Consider the following 13,335-nt stretch of genomic DNA (forward strand, 5'->3'; position numbering starts at 1 on the left):
ATATCTGTGGGTTGCATCCAAAGGTTACAAATTCGACAGCTTTCGATCAAGATGGATACCAGTAACCGACTGTATCGCAAGCAGGGCAGTGATACCTAGAACCCGCCCAAGCATCTTCGACAACCTCACCACTACCAAGACAAACTGCAGCGTCCGCCCAACTATCAGTTTCGATTACTTCCGTGTCGCAATGGTCGCAAAAAACAACGTCACCATCATTCACTTTGTAAGAGCAATAAATATTTTTCATGGAGCTATCGTCTTTATAATACCCGTCAAGTTCATTGAAATTACCGTCGAAGTATTCATCGTGGCGATCTGGTATCGCTACCCACTTTCTAATGCTTTTGCTCATTGAACTTCACCCTTTATGTAGCAACGAAGGCAGGCTCCAGTGTCCCAAATGCTACGCGCATCGCTTGTGTAATCGTAAAAATCAGTACGGCACTCGCGACACGTTACACAGTCTGGCTCTGGTTCTGCGTTGTAATAGTCATGTGCATTGAACGTTTTTTCTTTTTCTTCCCAGATTTTTTTCTTCGCTTCGAATAATTCCATTATTTTTTCACGTTCTTCGTCTTCGGTAAATTGGCTACGCTCCGAGAGATCTAATGCATAATATTCAGCAAGGGCACCCCGCTGCGCAACATGCTTAACCAATCCTTTGATTAGATTGTTAGTATCAATTTCCTCACAAAAAACTGACTCAATCACATCAATGACTTTCTGCTGAAGTTGACCTTCGAGGTAAGCCCACATTTCGCTCACACTTTCGACTTTCTCAATTCCAGTGCCCTGAATTAAACGGCTTGAAAAAGCCTCGTTCGTACTGCCACCGCCAAGCAAACCCTTGATGATAATTTTTTCGTAATGTTCCATTTTTTTATAACTCATGGTGATTTCTTCACTGTGCGGAAGTATTTGGTTGTAATACTTACGCTCACTTTCTCAGCTATGTCGAATAATGGTTCAGCAATGTCAACGTAATTCTTATCAATTACTCACTGGTACTGAAGCGATAGTCACAGAGATTAGTAGGTATGGGAAGTGGCAAAATAATGGCATACAAGTCGCGAGTTGATTTCAACTCATTGATTTTATGCTTTTTGTGTGTTTTTTCTTCAGTCTAAAGTGTGATCTTTGTCATTAAAATACTTGTTGTCAGCTATTCCAATATATTGGTTACTTTCGGTACATCAATTACGGGCTAGGTGCTAACTCCGCTTTATAACTGGGTTGTTAGATGCTAATTCTGAGTTAGAAGGGATAGATTAATGCTAATTCCGATCTAAGAGCGCGGGTGAAATACAAATTCCGATCTGGAATGATGAGCTAAATACTAATTCTGATCTCAAGGTCTTGGATTGATAGTTTTGAGGTTAAGGGTACGGCCACCTTTAGCCACGTTATCCAAGCGTTCTTCATAGTTAGCATGAATCTTGCCTTTCGCTGATCATTTTTTAATCCAGTATTTAATTGTTAACCAAACTCTCTATTGATTAATATATAAGCATCCTTAACAAAAAATAACAGCTTTTGAGCTGAACACCGTTTCTCATCATTTGATAAATTGTTTTCTTGATTATTTAGATTATTGTGCTCTAAACTAAACTAGTTCGGTACATCATTGGCCTCATGTGCGTGATAACAAGCATGAGGCTGTTGATTTTGTTTTCCCAAAGCTCTAATTGCATTGAGCTTCTGCTACTAGCTTCAGTAACTTAGCAGCCAGATCCGCAGAGTTGTCCTGCTTGTACACGGTAATGCTATCGCAATACTGTACTACGACATTGCCGTTCTCGCCCATAATCACAGAGGCTAGCGCCTTCTCCTGTAGGATTGTTTGCATAAATCTGATGGAGCCTTCTTCAAATTCTTCTTGTTGTTTATCATCATTCATAACTTTACCTGTTCGATAGCTCGGATTTGACGTAATAGTTGTGGTGTTACCCCCTTATTCGATGGGCTTTTTAGATGGAGGTTTCGAAGATGATTCAATTCCCAATAAAACAAATCTCCACAACTGCGCCACTCACTGACACGAGCTATCTCAACGTGTTTTCGTATGCGTGCAATATGGTTGTTGCTCCCCATTCGCAATACACCAGTCCAGTCGATATCGGGCGCTATGGATGCCTTATTGAATATCTGCATATTGATAAGCAGGTCTCGGGCTCCTCTAGGCTCTACTGGATAAATTAACATTCCTACCGATAGGGCTGCTCTTTCTAGCAATTTTGCTGACAGGGTATCGTGTGGTATCGACTCCATGACATCTAGGGTGGTTTTATAGTGACCGGATCGGTATGCATTGCGAACTGATTCATTGTTATTGATATAACGCTCTGAGTATAAGAGAGAAAAAGCGTTTATATATAAAACCCTCATAAATTACCTCCTATTCGATAATATAGTCCTACTGTGTAAATAAATTTACTTCGTTATTTTTTATTCATAATCGTATGCACTAATATAAATAAAAGTATTATTTTTACCCTATAAAACAATATGTTGTCATTTTTATCTGATTCTGTATACTCATGTTTGCCACTCATGGCAATGGTGCGTCTGCTGTAAAAATGAGGGTACCTATTTGGTAATAATGAATCCATGCTGGGGTATGCCGTATCAACAAAATCAGACGCGTTCGGTAAATTAGCCAGCTATAAGGTGATTATGTTAACCAATGCATATGCCTCTTTCTCTGAGGTATCGACCAAGATTCTATCTGATCTTTTTAAGACGGAATTTCGTACTATCCCACTAGAAAATAGGCGATGTTCTCTAAATCAAGGATTTCAGCAACTTGCTAGAAACGCTGGATTCAATTGTTACCAGTCCATGCAAAAACAAGAGTCGGCACTGATCAGGACTGAAGAGCTAATTGAGGCGCTCAAATTTGCAGGACTAAGTGACGAGTTAGCAAGCAACGCGCGTTATTCTAGACTCCTAAAATGTGATGTATTCTGTGGCTCTGACCAGCAGTTAAGTGCTGCCGTTGATCCTGATGGCATAGTATTAAATACTCCATTCCTATCAAAATCATCACCATATATTCCAGATTTTGAGTTTTATGCTCTTAATGTTCATGGTACAGGTGGCATATGGATGACCTTGAATGAATGGGATAATTTTGTTGAAGATCTGGAAGATAATTTAGATTTTAATGGTGACCTTGAATATCAGATTGAGGAAATCTGGAACAAAAACACTCCTGACAGTTGTGGAGAGTTGTTTCTGAGTTCCAATCCAGATTGGGATGAGTTAGCCGATTGCACAGAGGGAATGCTGCGAGCTAGAGTGTTAGAACATGCGGGGCATACGCCACTTGATTTATTGTATGACTATTTCAGTTCCGAACGTCGTGCATAGCTGATGTTTAAGGAGAGTGACTTACCTGACTCACTCTCTGTCACAGAATGCGTTTATTATAATAGTGACCTATTCCAACCTGACTGGGCACTTCATCAAGCGACATGTTGCTTGATGAAGTGAACTGGGCTTAAATAACTAAGCGCACTGAGCCTACTCGTAAGAATAAAATCAACCTCAATGAACTCGAAGACCGTTTGGCGCATCTCATCTTTGGTCATGATCGGCTCGTATTGGATCTCTTTAACTTTCACACAATGGAAAAAGCTCTCAATACAGCCAGTCTCCCAGCAGTTTCCTTTTCTAACCACGTGCTACTTTAAATTATAATTCGTTATTCAGCCTCGATAGTCTTTTGAGTAATATGGGTTATTTCGAACACTATGAACAAGCCTACTCAGGGGAGCCTCGACGAAACTGGGCCATAGATAGTACATCACAGGCTAGCGTAGCCATCATCCACGTATCCATAGACCAACCGATCACTTGTCGTGAGTAAAGATCAAAGATGACAGTCAAGTACAGCTAACCTTCGCTTGTGGCAAAATATCTGATATCACCCGTCCATTTTTGATTCTGAGCCGTGCGGTAACGACTAGAGACAACTGGTGCTAAGCGACGGACATTTTATGTTTGCTGCAATAGTTTTGCATTAAGGCTATTACCATTCTCTGCCAATTCTTTACGGATGCACCTTTAACTATCTCGGCCTTTGCTGTTGTTGAAAGCTTTTCCGTCCTTTGTATCCGTTTCCTCGCACTGGAAGGCTATTCTGATGAATAGCACTTTTAGAGTTTATCTTGGTTTTTATGACACTATCGACATGAATATGTATAGTACTCAATGATACAATTTGTGATCTTTCCCAAAGAAAGTTGATTGTTTTTAGTTTGATAAAAAGGGCTGGCCAAGCGGCGAGCTAGGGGATTTGCTCAAGCTATGTTTAGCGCTCAAAATTGAAGGCTTAGATAGTGTCGTGAAGCCTTTGAAGCGCATGTAATTAGCTACAGAAACGCCCACTCTTGATGAAAAGACTTATTATGAATTTTGATATCGATGCACTGAAACACCACCAATTGGTCGAAGATGGTAAATTAGAGGGATGTTACATTCATCAGCCAGCTCAAGGTAGCCAGCAAGATGACAAAGCTGTTTTGGCAGAGCGCCAAGCGTTGGAAAAGTTGGCATATAAGGTAATACAGGTTAAAGCTAAAGGCGGGACAACAACGTTTGCCGAGGCGATGCAAAAGCTTGCGAAGGAAACTGGTCACCTGCCTAAGGAGTAAGTGAGTGTAACCTGCCACAGCCTTACAAGTTCACCCACGAGACCAGTGTTTTCATTCAAAAGAGCCAGACCGTTAGGCTGACTCTTTATTGCCCCTAAATGAGTTTAACCTTTCAATTGCTAACGTCACCAAGCTACACTTTGACTTATATTATCTAATATCAATGGTCATGTTAAAAATGGCTACGATACTGGTGGCTATTCAGTATGATCAATGAGTCTAAGTTCAATAGTAGAATGGAGTTAGTATGAAAAATAGCGACAAATGGCGGGGATTCTATAAATCTCTTTCAATAGCAGATAGGCGTAAACACTTTTTTAGTGTCTACGAAGATAATGAAGGGGAACACGTACTCACGCTAGGTAAAAAATTGCCTGACATGGCTCGTGAGCTTGCTAAAGAATCAGGCTTTCCTGTCACTATACTCTTTGTCTCTTGGACGTATGAGGATAGTTCAGGACCTGTCTCTGTAGATGGATCTCACGGAGGTGACCTAGTAACATATACTGACCGCTATCGAGTGTTAGTAACCAACGAGCTAGAGATCAAGTTTAAAATTTATACTGGAGAGATTGAGGTATTTAAGGGTTGGGATCTATAAATGCACTAAGAGGTGAACATCTACGCTTTCTTGATGGCCTTTCGGATGCACTCTGGGTAATTAAACAATGTGATGAGATTCTTTCTGCGCTGACTAGGATTATTTGATTTTAGGATTAAGTGAAGCAAAAATCTCTTAACATACTATGAATTTACTTACTACGTTATTAGTGCTCAGGTTTGTGCAAACTTTTAATTAATCACTTGGAACATATAATGCAAAAGTCTAAGTACTTACCTTTGATAAGGTGACGTTCCATTACCAACTAAATACTCTTTACCTATTTTTGTATTTGTTATAAATAGTGTGGCTATTTCAAGTATAAACTTGTGGATAAAAACCTCGCTATCGTTATAATAATTCCTAACTAATTGTCCACTATCAGTAAATAGCTTACCATTTTGATCAAACTTCTCCTTTCTAACGTGGTTATATAGCTTAAAATCTATGTTGCGTTTACCAATTAAGAAGTATATACTTTGGCTATCATTACTTGCGATAAATGCGCTTTTCCAAGATGAGCATCTAGGAATATACACGTCAAAACCAATCGTGACCAACGTATTTAATACCATTTCTCGGTTAAGAATTTCATTATATTTTACAGCTCGATTAATAACAATAGATGCTAGTAATTTAGCAGCATCATGTTCTCTATCATTGTTTTCAAGAACAAAGTTTCCCTTGTTAATCTGTTGTTTAATAATTCCTTTCTTTATTTCTAACCGCAGCTTATCTTCTGGAGAAAAGTTATCAATAATAGCATGAAGATTCACGTCTGTTGGTAGTTCTGTGCTTGCAATTTTTTCGCAGTCTGTCTTTTTTCTATGTGACTCATTAAACTGTTCAGCACTCTCTATTAGCTTTGATGACGCCTTAACACCAGCATATGATACTTCCTCGATTATTCTAAGAAAATTATTGACAGTTTTAAAAAGACGCATTACCAACTTAAACAATTTAGTCACCACCTCTTAGAGAAAAGTTCATACTCTAACATTTACACTCGTAATTACTGAAGAGAAACCAAAAATTAAATGCTTCAGCCACGAGCTAGTATAGGCACTTTTGTATTACATCAAAACTAGTGATGTTGAGGGCATAGATCTGTAGTACTTAGAGTTTTACCAGAAGTATATACGCAGGTTTGAAACCCATCTCTGTATATTGTTTTTAATAGTGGAGAGCGTGTTTCAAGCTGATTCGCTGGATTAGTAATGTTGTCCATCGTGTTTTGAAGCTCAGGAGTACTCATTAATAGAGAGTCTCTTTTGCTCTGAGAGCCAATTTTAGGTACTTGTATTGATGTGTTGGATGTCATTTGCATTGAGCTTTGGCCAATCTTATATGCTTCTTGTCCAATAGACTCTAATGTATCTGTTAATTGCTCAACGTTTTCTTGTTGTAGTTGCGTTGACTTATTAGCGTAGTAACTAGCTTCTTTCTTTTGTTGCGTTATATACCTCTTGAAGTCAGAACATTCTGCTTTGAGATTTATCGAATAGTCATTTTTAAACACCTCTATCTTATCTATGGTTAAGGTTTTTAATCTTTCTGGCTCATGAGCTAATACTGACATCTCATCACTTATATATTTATACATAAGACGGTGTTGGGTTTCATTGATGTAAGCATGTTGGTAACAACTCTCAGTAAAAGCAATCCTACTAGAAATATTATCGTAGCCCTTCTCGCTCATGATATATCCTCCAAACATCATAGCTCTGTCTACTGATGAACAGGCAGATACCATACCTAGACTAAGAGCAGCAATCGTAAATTTCTTATGCAATGACATCTTAACTTCTTCGTAGTTGATTGAAAGTTATAAAAATAATTGAACTAATTTTACCGTATCCGCCCCGTTGGTTGTAGTAGAAAAGTAAACTTGACTACTGAGTGGGTTGGAAGTTTTACGATACCTAAGATAATCCGTAAAGTGCTAATTTAGCAAAGCCAATAACAAACTTCTGTCCAGAAGTGAGCTGTGTGGGGGCGAGTACAGGTGCATGACCAACTTATATAATCAAAACTGTCGGAGCGTGTATGAGTCAATACAGCTAATGTCAGCAAGCTCCTCCAAATCATTCGGACTCTCTTAACCGATATGAATCAAGAGTTTGAAATTCTCCTTGGGAGGGAGCTTTGATGCTTGGTCTTGCTATGTACACCAGTGCCTAGGTTAGTCCATATCCACTATTACTTAGAACTAAGATTGATTACTTCTGGTTAAACAAAGCACTACATTGAAAACGATTTTCTACGATTTCATCTGCTACCTCTTTTAAATACTCAAACCATTCGTCATTGACGATGTTAGTCACTAATACATACTCTGTATCAGCAATGCAGAGTAATTGGTTTACTAACTTAGTAAAAAAACCGTTCCCTTGCAGAGCAGGGTGCAAATCTAATCTCTCAATCTGAGCTACTTTCTGCATGGAAAAATTCATTAATAACTGGCACCACGCTTCAGAGTCAGCATTGTTTTTGCAAATAACTAATATCTCACCGTTAGGTAGAACTAATTCCTTGGTAGGTATGCTTTTTTCGTTAGCATATTTAATAATGTGAGTTTTGGTTTTATCAAATTGCGTTAGATAAGTTATGTCACTACGATAAGCAAGATGAATTACTTCCTCTCCATTGCTGTCATGAATTAGTAAGCCGAACTCCCCATTTTTTCCTTTTTCTAATGAGGAAATATATTCTTTTGTTGCAAGCTCAATTAACTGCTCAACTAGATTCTGCCCTGGAACGTTTGGAACTAGAAGTGCTGTAGATGCTTGAAGCTCATGAATAGGGGAATCTAATTTAAATGTGAATGCCATAGGTTTTTCCAAAAAGTTTAATGATGTTTATCCTTACAAGGTCTAAGCCGCTTTTGACATATAACTTGTACTCTACTCGGATGCTTGTAAGGAGAGTCTTTGAAGCATTTCCAATGCATTGTCGAAAATAAGGCTAGAGATATGTTCTGGAAAGTCATTTGGCAATCTCGTATTTAAACGGTCTATAGCTTCTGGAAGCTCGTTGTTCATATGTGCAGTGAGCGTTTCCATTACCAGTGAGCCTTTTTTGCTATATGGTTCTGTCTTGTTTATCAAACATAGTGTTGGCAAGAGCCACTTAGCGAGTGATTTGACTAACGACGTCACCGAACAAGACTGGTCTAAATTGAGTCTGATCTACTGATACATTGATATAGCGGGGATCTGGTTTGCCAGCATCATCTAGAATGATACTGTCATGTATATGTCCATGAACATTGATCTTTCCATGTAATTTCTGAGGATGTATAGGGCAGTGTGTAAACCAGGTATTTCGTTTAGATAGCATCGAGTGAATTTCATTGAAGCCATCTGCGAGCATCTTGCCGCTGACCTTCATGTTTGTACATTGATTGCCAAGTACGAGTACTTTCTTCGTACATTGAATACTTGCAACCTTCTCTAGCCAAAACGGGGTCGTTGCAATATCTCCTAGCAGGATTAACGTGTCACGACGTTGTACAAATGATGCAAGGTTATCAAATAGAATATTATGGTGCTCTTCAGGAGAATCGAATCCTGAACGATATTTCAATATAGTATCATGTCCTAGGTGTAAGTCTGCGGAGAGTACAAATCTACTCATAAGAATATTCTCAATAACGATATGATGAATAATATACACTTGAACTGTAGTATTGTTCAAATAAATATTTTTCTTTACCTTGAATATAATATATAGAAAATAATAAACACAAAGTTTTACTTTTTATTTATTAAAATAATGCACTGTATGTTTGCCTAAGTTTTTAAACCAAAATTGAGTGGCATATTTTTTTGCCAAGATTGGCAACGAAACTGCCAGTAATGGCAGAGGAAGTGTCAGGATTGGCAGTGAATGTGCCAAGTGTGGCAGAAGAAATTTAGCAGAAAAAACGATTTTCTATCTTTTGTTAAGTGATTTTAAATAATGTATCCTTATATTAGAATTATAACTTTATAATAATTATAACAGTTATAATAGTTATAACATAAAAAAATAAACAAGTAAAAACTATTTTATTGCCATAATTATCTTGGATCAATTTAATAATCAAATTATTCGTAATTATATTTATGATTTTTATTTGATTTAATAATTAAAAATGTAAAATAAATTTGATTGTTTTTTGCACCGTTACTTTGCTGCTTAGGAGATCAATTGATGTTTTTTAATGATCTGGTGTAGCGTTGTCTGCTAAGCCCAAGCGTTCTGGCTATATCACTTAGGTTAGTTTTGCTATTCGTGGCTAGTTGTTGTTTTAACAGCTCTTTGATCAACTGGTGTTGTTCTAGATTAGCTCCATATCCAACGTCTGGGCCACGCTTAGTTTCAATGCTATTGATTCGTTCTACACATTCGAAGCGATGCAAGATCCCAATCAGTGTGGTCCAAGTATTCAACTCATTGAAAAGCGTTAGGCACTCTTTATCACTCCACGCGTTTGGTTCTTTAGGATCTAAACATCTCACTATCGCGATACACCATGATGACCATTGACTAAAATCATCTGACTTGATCTGATTTATTTTTTTATAGCTCGCTGGGTAGTGTACTTTACATGTCTGAACAATGTTCTTTGATAGCGAGAGCCAGTCTCCTGCCTTCGCGCTATCTTTACAGTGGCGCAGAAATACTCGTGGATGCGGCGCATAGCCGCTGACCAGGTCATACAGTTGTCGTCCCAGATTTTTCTGTTTGTTAGGTTGTACTAGGTACTTTTCGTAAACAGTGTTGTTCTGGTTGGGCAGACGTTTCAACGCAGTGATAGCTGCGTATTTTGGCTGTTTATAAAGTTTAGTGGACTTGATGGGGTGGTGTTTTTCGCTGTAGTAGTGAGAGCGGCTGCGTAGACGCCAGCATAGTGCGCAGTATGGTAGAACACTGTTCCGAGCGTCATCAACAGCGTGTAAATACCCAGAACGACGTCGCTGAGCAATTTTACAACCTCGAGATTTGGCCTGGTTTTTTAAGTCATTGATTGCTGTTTCTATCTGTAGTCTCAACAGCATTGCGTTTTTGATCTAAGTCCATTAGTCATCATGTCAATATGGTTTGTTGCTTATTTTATATTACGAGCCAGGTGATGAGAATCTAAGATACGACTAAATAATAGAGAAATAAAGGTAATAAAATGTTTGTAAGACAAGAGCAGTTAGCTAAAGAGATCGGGGTAAGCGTAAGTACTTTGTGGCGTTGGCGTAGAGAAGGAAAAATGCCGCCCGTCGTAGCACTTAGTTCTAGAGTGGTAGGCTGGCAGAGAAAAGACATTGAGCGCTGGCTAGAAGAACAAAAATAGATTGCGACTTGTTACTGCGAGAACAGTGTTCTCGCTTAGCCCTCGTAAATATAAGTATGTCATTGTTTATATGATTAATAACACGAATAAAAAATGCTCTTGCAGGAACCTTGTTCCTGCTTTTGTCTATCTCAGGGATCCAATTTCTGCTCGAGTCTTCATTAGTTGAACGGAGAACAATGTTCTCCGAAATGACGAAAGGCAGAGTCAGGTTTATCCGATTAGTGTCTGGGTATATCAGGCAAAGGCTGATAGCTTTCAAACGCTTTTGCGAGAACACTGTTCTCGCTCACATCATCAAAAACTGAAGTTTGGTCATTTAATTAATAAATAAAAATGCTCTTGCTAGAACTATGTTCTAGCTGCTTGTAATCCCAATAAATACATGATTTACCTCTTTGTATTAGACCTAGTAATTGTGCTTTAATGCACTTTGATGCTTATTTGGAGGGGTTATGGCTCGGAAGAATGATGGAATTATTTGGCATTTGATGGATGCGCCGTGGTGGGTGAGTATCTTGTTCTCAGCAGGCATTTATGTTGGTTTATCTTTCCTATTGCCAGGGTTAGCGGCTCGCAGTGATAACTTCATCTTCAATGCCATTGGGCCGAATCTTCCGCAAATGGCACCGTATTTTGCTTTTTTGTTTTTAATTCCAGCTCCAATTTCGTTCTTTAAGCAGTATCAGCGAAAGCATAATTATCTTGCGACGACATCTCAAATCAGAGCACACAAAAACACGACTCCGCTTAATTCCCTCAGTTGGATTAAATTTGAAAGCTACATTGGCGAGTACTTTAAACAGCAAGGCTACGACGTTAAACAATCTTTCTCAAAGCAGGCAGATGGAGGGGTTGATATTTGGTTAACTAAAGACGGTGAGTTGAGTCTTGTACAATGTAAGCACTGGAAAGCTAGAAAAGTCGGAGTTCAAGTCTTAAGAGAAATGTATGGTGTGATGATCGACAATCGTGCTAGCAAAATGATCATCGTAACATCGGGAGAGTTTACTTCTGAAGCCATCGCCTTTGCTCAAGAGAAGCGCCTCTGGTTGGTTAATGGTAGCGAGCTAGTCCACATGATTGAAGATGGTCGCAGCTTTATGAATAAGCCTGTCATTGATGAGCCTACACCCGATCCTCATTCCAAGGTTTGCCCAAACTGCCAGTCTAGCCTTGTAATCCGTGTTGCTAAAAAAGGTCGTAATGCGGGTAAAAGTTTCTATGGTTGCTCTGCGTATCCTAAGTGTCGCTACACTTGCGACTGTTGAATGTGAGGAGGGTTCAAGCAGTCTAACCGTATAGAAGGGTGTACTCAGAACATAAAAGTTAACCTTTTAAGCCTAATTTTCAACTGAAAATGCTATTGCGAGAACATTGTTCTCGCTCAAATCATCAAAAACTAAAGTTTGCTCATTTCATTGATAAATAAAAAGCCCTCTCAGTGCAGAACTCTCTGGTGAAAAATGTGTTACCCATTATCTTTCATAAGTGGGTTTGTTAGAACCAATGGGGTAATGAACGTAAGCTCTGAAACACTTTTGCCCCTTTCCTTGCCAGCCGCGCTTAACCTCACAAATCATAATGAGGTGATTTGACCTACTTTTTCTTATCTATGTAATGTCTAGGGAAGTGGGTGCTTACAATAACGACTATAGGAAAGCTATGGCTAATGAAAGAATTAAATACATTTCAGAGTGTTAACGAGCGAGATGTTGACCTATTAGTGCTAGAGGAGCTTAATGTTTCCGACTCATTTGCTCAATGGTTTGTTTGTCGTGTTCGAGAAGAAATAACCTCAGTGAAAACGCTCGGTGCTTGGCACTCTGTCGTAGATACTAACCTAGGCGAGTCAGACTTAGTTTATATCTATCAATCAGATGACTTATCTTCACAAGCAATACTTATTGAAAATAAGATTGATGCTTCAGCTCAGGCTCAACAAGGAGAGAGATACAGGCTTAGGGGTAACAGAGGTTTAGAAGATGGTCTTTGGCAAGATTTTAGAACATGTATCATTGCCCCAAAGGCATATATTGCTCGAAATGCGGAGCCGTACGACGCTGCCATTTCATATGAAGAAATAATGGTTTACCTTGCTGCCCAAGGTGATAAGCGAGGACTCTATAAGGCGCAGACATTAAGAGATGCTATTGAGAAAAACAGAAGGGGTTACGTTGCGACGGTTTGCCCCAAAACAACAGAATTTGCACAAAAATACTTAGCTTATGTCTCAGAACATTTTCCTCAATTGAATCCCGAGCAATCAAAACCCCGAGCTAATGGGCACGACTGGATTCATTTCTACCCCGATCCAATAAATAAAAAAATACGAATCATTCACCAGATCTACGGCAAAGTCATCAAGTTGCAGTTTCTAGGCCAAGCAGACAGTTTTGATGATATCAAAAGTCAATTTGAAGGTTTGGAACGTAGTGGATATCGAATCATAAAGTCGGGAAAATCAGTAAACATAGAAACACCATTACCTCAAATATCAATCGCAGAACAGAGTTTTGACTCAGTATTGGAAGAAATTAGTATCGCACTAAATAAAGCCCAGCAGTTGCATTCGTGGATGGTAAATCACCCTTCTGTGTGACGTTAAAGAAACGATGCTCAGGAAAACTTATATCTAGAGGCTTGCTGATGGGGCATGAAACACAGAAATGCCCCATTCCGTGCTGAAACCTATTGTTTACGTCAAGCCTAATATGCATCATTTGACTTAGTTTTCATTATGATTC

Annotated in this window: 14 protein-coding genes and 2 pseudogenes; 7 read left to right on the top strand and 9 right to left on the bottom strand. The window is 38.8% G+C overall.

Going from position 1 to position 13,335, the window contains the following annotated elements; genetic code table 11:
• Positions 1 to 46 precede the first annotated feature (46 nt).
• The 3 genes from R7Z49_RS21270 to R7Z49_RS21280 form a co-directional block, all read right to left on the bottom strand.
• Positions 47 to 355, bottom strand: a complete 309-nt coding sequence (locus R7Z49_RS21270; RefSeq protein WP_262641475.1) for a hypothetical protein — start codon at positions 353 to 355, stop codon at positions 47 to 49.
• Positions 352 to 894, bottom strand: coding sequence for a hypothetical protein (locus tag R7Z49_RS21275; RefSeq protein WP_318112001.1), 543 nt, complete (start codon positions 892 to 894; stop codon positions 352 to 354). Before R7Z49_RS21275 ends, R7Z49_RS21270 begins: the two co-directional genes overlap by 4 nt.
• A gap of 790 nt (positions 895 to 1,684) precedes the next feature.
• The gene (locus R7Z49_RS21280) at positions 1,685 to 1,900 is read right to left on the bottom strand and encodes a hypothetical protein (RefSeq protein WP_069497429.1); all 216 of its coding nucleotides are present in this window, start codon (positions 1,898 to 1,900) and stop codon (positions 1,685 to 1,687) included.
• A gap of 710 nt (positions 1,901 to 2,610) precedes the next feature.
• Between R7Z49_RS21280 and R7Z49_RS21285 the strand changes: the two genes are divergently transcribed.
• The gene (locus R7Z49_RS21285) at positions 2,611 to 3,372 is read left to right on the top strand and encodes a hypothetical protein (protein WP_318112002.1); all 762 of its coding nucleotides are present in this window, start codon (positions 2,611 to 2,613) and stop codon (positions 3,370 to 3,372) included.
• Positions 3,373 to 3,467: 95 nt separating this feature from the next.
• Here the strand turns inward: R7Z49_RS21285 and R7Z49_RS21290 are convergent.
• A pseudogene (locus R7Z49_RS21290) lies at positions 3,468 to 4,101 on the bottom strand (DDE-type integrase/transposase/recombinase); the annotation flags it as partial.
• A gap of 160 nt (positions 4,102 to 4,261) precedes the next feature.
• On the opposite strand from R7Z49_RS21290, the pseudogene R7Z49_RS21295 reads away from it, so the two are divergent.
• From R7Z49_RS21295 to R7Z49_RS21305, 3 genes and pseudogenes are all read left to right on the top strand, one after another.
• Positions 4,262 to 4,372: pseudogene (locus R7Z49_RS21295) on the top strand (putative quorum-sensing-regulated virulence factor); the annotation flags it as partial.
• Between the two features lie 40 nt (positions 4,373 to 4,412).
• The gene (locus R7Z49_RS21300) at positions 4,413 to 4,658 is read left to right on the top strand and encodes a hypothetical protein (RefSeq protein WP_170893315.1); all 246 of its coding nucleotides are present in this window, start codon (positions 4,413 to 4,415) and stop codon (positions 4,656 to 4,658) included.
• Positions 4,659 to 4,905: 247 nt separating this feature from the next.
• Positions 4,906 to 5,259, top strand: coding sequence for a hypothetical protein (locus tag R7Z49_RS21305; RefSeq protein WP_318112004.1), 354 nt, complete (start codon positions 4,906 to 4,908; stop codon positions 5,257 to 5,259).
• A 233-nt stretch (positions 5,260 to 5,492) separates the two neighbouring features.
• Here R7Z49_RS21305 and R7Z49_RS21310 read toward each other — a convergent pair whose 3' ends face one another.
• From R7Z49_RS21310 to R7Z49_RS21330, 5 genes are all read right to left on the bottom strand, one after another.
• Positions 5,493 to 6,218, bottom strand: a complete 726-nt coding sequence (locus R7Z49_RS21310) for a hypothetical protein (RefSeq protein ID WP_318112005.1) — start codon at positions 6,216 to 6,218, stop codon at positions 5,493 to 5,495.
• Positions 6,219 to 6,343: 125 nt separating this feature from the next.
• Positions 6,344 to 7,057, bottom strand: a complete 714-nt coding sequence (locus tag R7Z49_RS21315) for a hypothetical protein (protein ID WP_318112006.1) — start codon at positions 7,055 to 7,057, stop codon at positions 6,344 to 6,346.
• A gap of 421 nt (positions 7,058 to 7,478) precedes the next feature.
• On the bottom strand, positions 7,479 to 8,090 hold the full coding sequence (locus R7Z49_RS21320) for a hypothetical protein (protein ID WP_031858079.1): 612 nt from the start codon (positions 8,088 to 8,090) through the stop codon (positions 7,479 to 7,481).
• 298 nt (positions 8,091 to 8,388) lie between these two features.
• Positions 8,389 to 8,844, bottom strand: coding sequence for a hypothetical protein (locus R7Z49_RS21325; RefSeq protein WP_318112007.1), 456 nt, complete (start codon positions 8,842 to 8,844; stop codon positions 8,389 to 8,391).
• 602 nt (positions 8,845 to 9,446) lie between these two features.
• Complete coding sequence (locus R7Z49_RS21330) at positions 9,447 to 10,301, bottom strand: MarR family transcriptional regulator (protein WP_318112008.1); 855 nt, start codon at positions 10,299 to 10,301, stop codon at positions 9,447 to 9,449.
• A gap of 122 nt (positions 10,302 to 10,423) precedes the next feature.
• Between R7Z49_RS21330 and R7Z49_RS21335 the strand changes: the two genes are divergently transcribed.
• The 3 genes from R7Z49_RS21335 to R7Z49_RS21345 all read left to right on the top strand — a co-directional run bounded on the left by R7Z49_RS21335 (position 10,424) and on the right by R7Z49_RS21345 (position 13,190).
• Positions 10,424 to 10,588, top strand: coding sequence for a helix-turn-helix transcriptional regulator (locus R7Z49_RS21335; protein WP_080728395.1), 165 nt, complete (start codon positions 10,424 to 10,426; stop codon positions 10,586 to 10,588).
• Positions 10,589 to 11,043: 455 nt separating this feature from the next.
• Entirely contained in the window at positions 11,044 to 11,859 is an 816-nt protein-coding gene (locus R7Z49_RS21340; RefSeq protein ID WP_318112010.1) for a restriction endonuclease, read from the top strand.
• Positions 11,860 to 12,260: 401 nt separating this feature from the next.
• On the top strand, positions 12,261 to 13,190 hold the full coding sequence (locus tag R7Z49_RS21345; RefSeq protein WP_065274219.1) for a PD-(D/E)XK nuclease superfamily protein: 930 nt from the start codon (positions 12,261 to 12,263) through the stop codon (positions 13,188 to 13,190).
• The last annotated feature ends 145 nt before the right edge of the window (positions 13,191 to 13,335 follow it).

Origin of the sequence: Vibrio sp. 1562 (assembly GCF_033340155.1) — a bacterium.
Taxonomy (GTDB): domain Bacteria; phylum Pseudomonadota; class Gammaproteobacteria; order Enterobacterales; family Vibrionaceae; genus Vibrio; species Vibrio alginolyticus.

Bases quoted from the DNA above. Each gene is read 5' to 3' on its own strand.
- R7Z49_RS21270 (WP_262641475.1), bottom strand. From the start codon at position 355: ATGAGCAAAAGCATTAGAAAGTGGGTAGCGATACCAGATCGCCACGAT.
- R7Z49_RS21275 (WP_318112001.1), bottom strand. From the start codon at position 894: ATGAGTTATAAAAAAATGGAACATTACGAAAAAATTATCATCAAGGGT.
- R7Z49_RS21280 (WP_069497429.1), bottom strand. From the start codon at position 1,900: ATGAATGATGATAAACAACAAGAAGAATTTGAAGAAGGCTCCATCAGA.
- R7Z49_RS21285 (WP_318112002.1), top strand. From the start codon at position 2,611: ATGCTGGGGTATGCCGTATCAACAAAATCAGACGCGTTCGGTAAATTA.
- R7Z49_RS21300 (WP_170893315.1), top strand. From the start codon at position 4,413: ATGAATTTTGATATCGATGCACTGAAACACCACCAATTGGTCGAAGAT.
- R7Z49_RS21305 (WP_318112004.1), top strand. From the start codon at position 4,906: ATGAAAAATAGCGACAAATGGCGGGGATTCTATAAATCTCTTTCAATA.
- R7Z49_RS21315 (WP_318112006.1), bottom strand. From the start codon at position 7,057: ATGTCATTGCATAAGAAATTTACGATTGCTGCTCTTAGTCTAGGTATG.
- R7Z49_RS21320 (WP_031858079.1), bottom strand. From the start codon at position 8,090: ATGGCATTCACATTTAAATTAGATTCCCCTATTCATGAGCTTCAAGCA.
- R7Z49_RS21330 (WP_318112008.1), bottom strand. From the start codon at position 10,301: ATGCTGTTGAGACTACAGATAGAAACAGCAATCAATGACTTAAAAAAC.
- R7Z49_RS21335 (WP_080728395.1), top strand. From the start codon at position 10,424: ATGTTTGTAAGACAAGAGCAGTTAGCTAAAGAGATCGGGGTAAGCGTA.
- R7Z49_RS21340 (WP_318112010.1), top strand. From the start codon at position 11,044: ATGGCTCGGAAGAATGATGGAATTATTTGGCATTTGATGGATGCGCCG.
- R7Z49_RS21345 (WP_065274219.1), top strand. From the start codon at position 12,261: ATGAAAGAATTAAATACATTTCAGAGTGTTAACGAGCGAGATGTTGAC.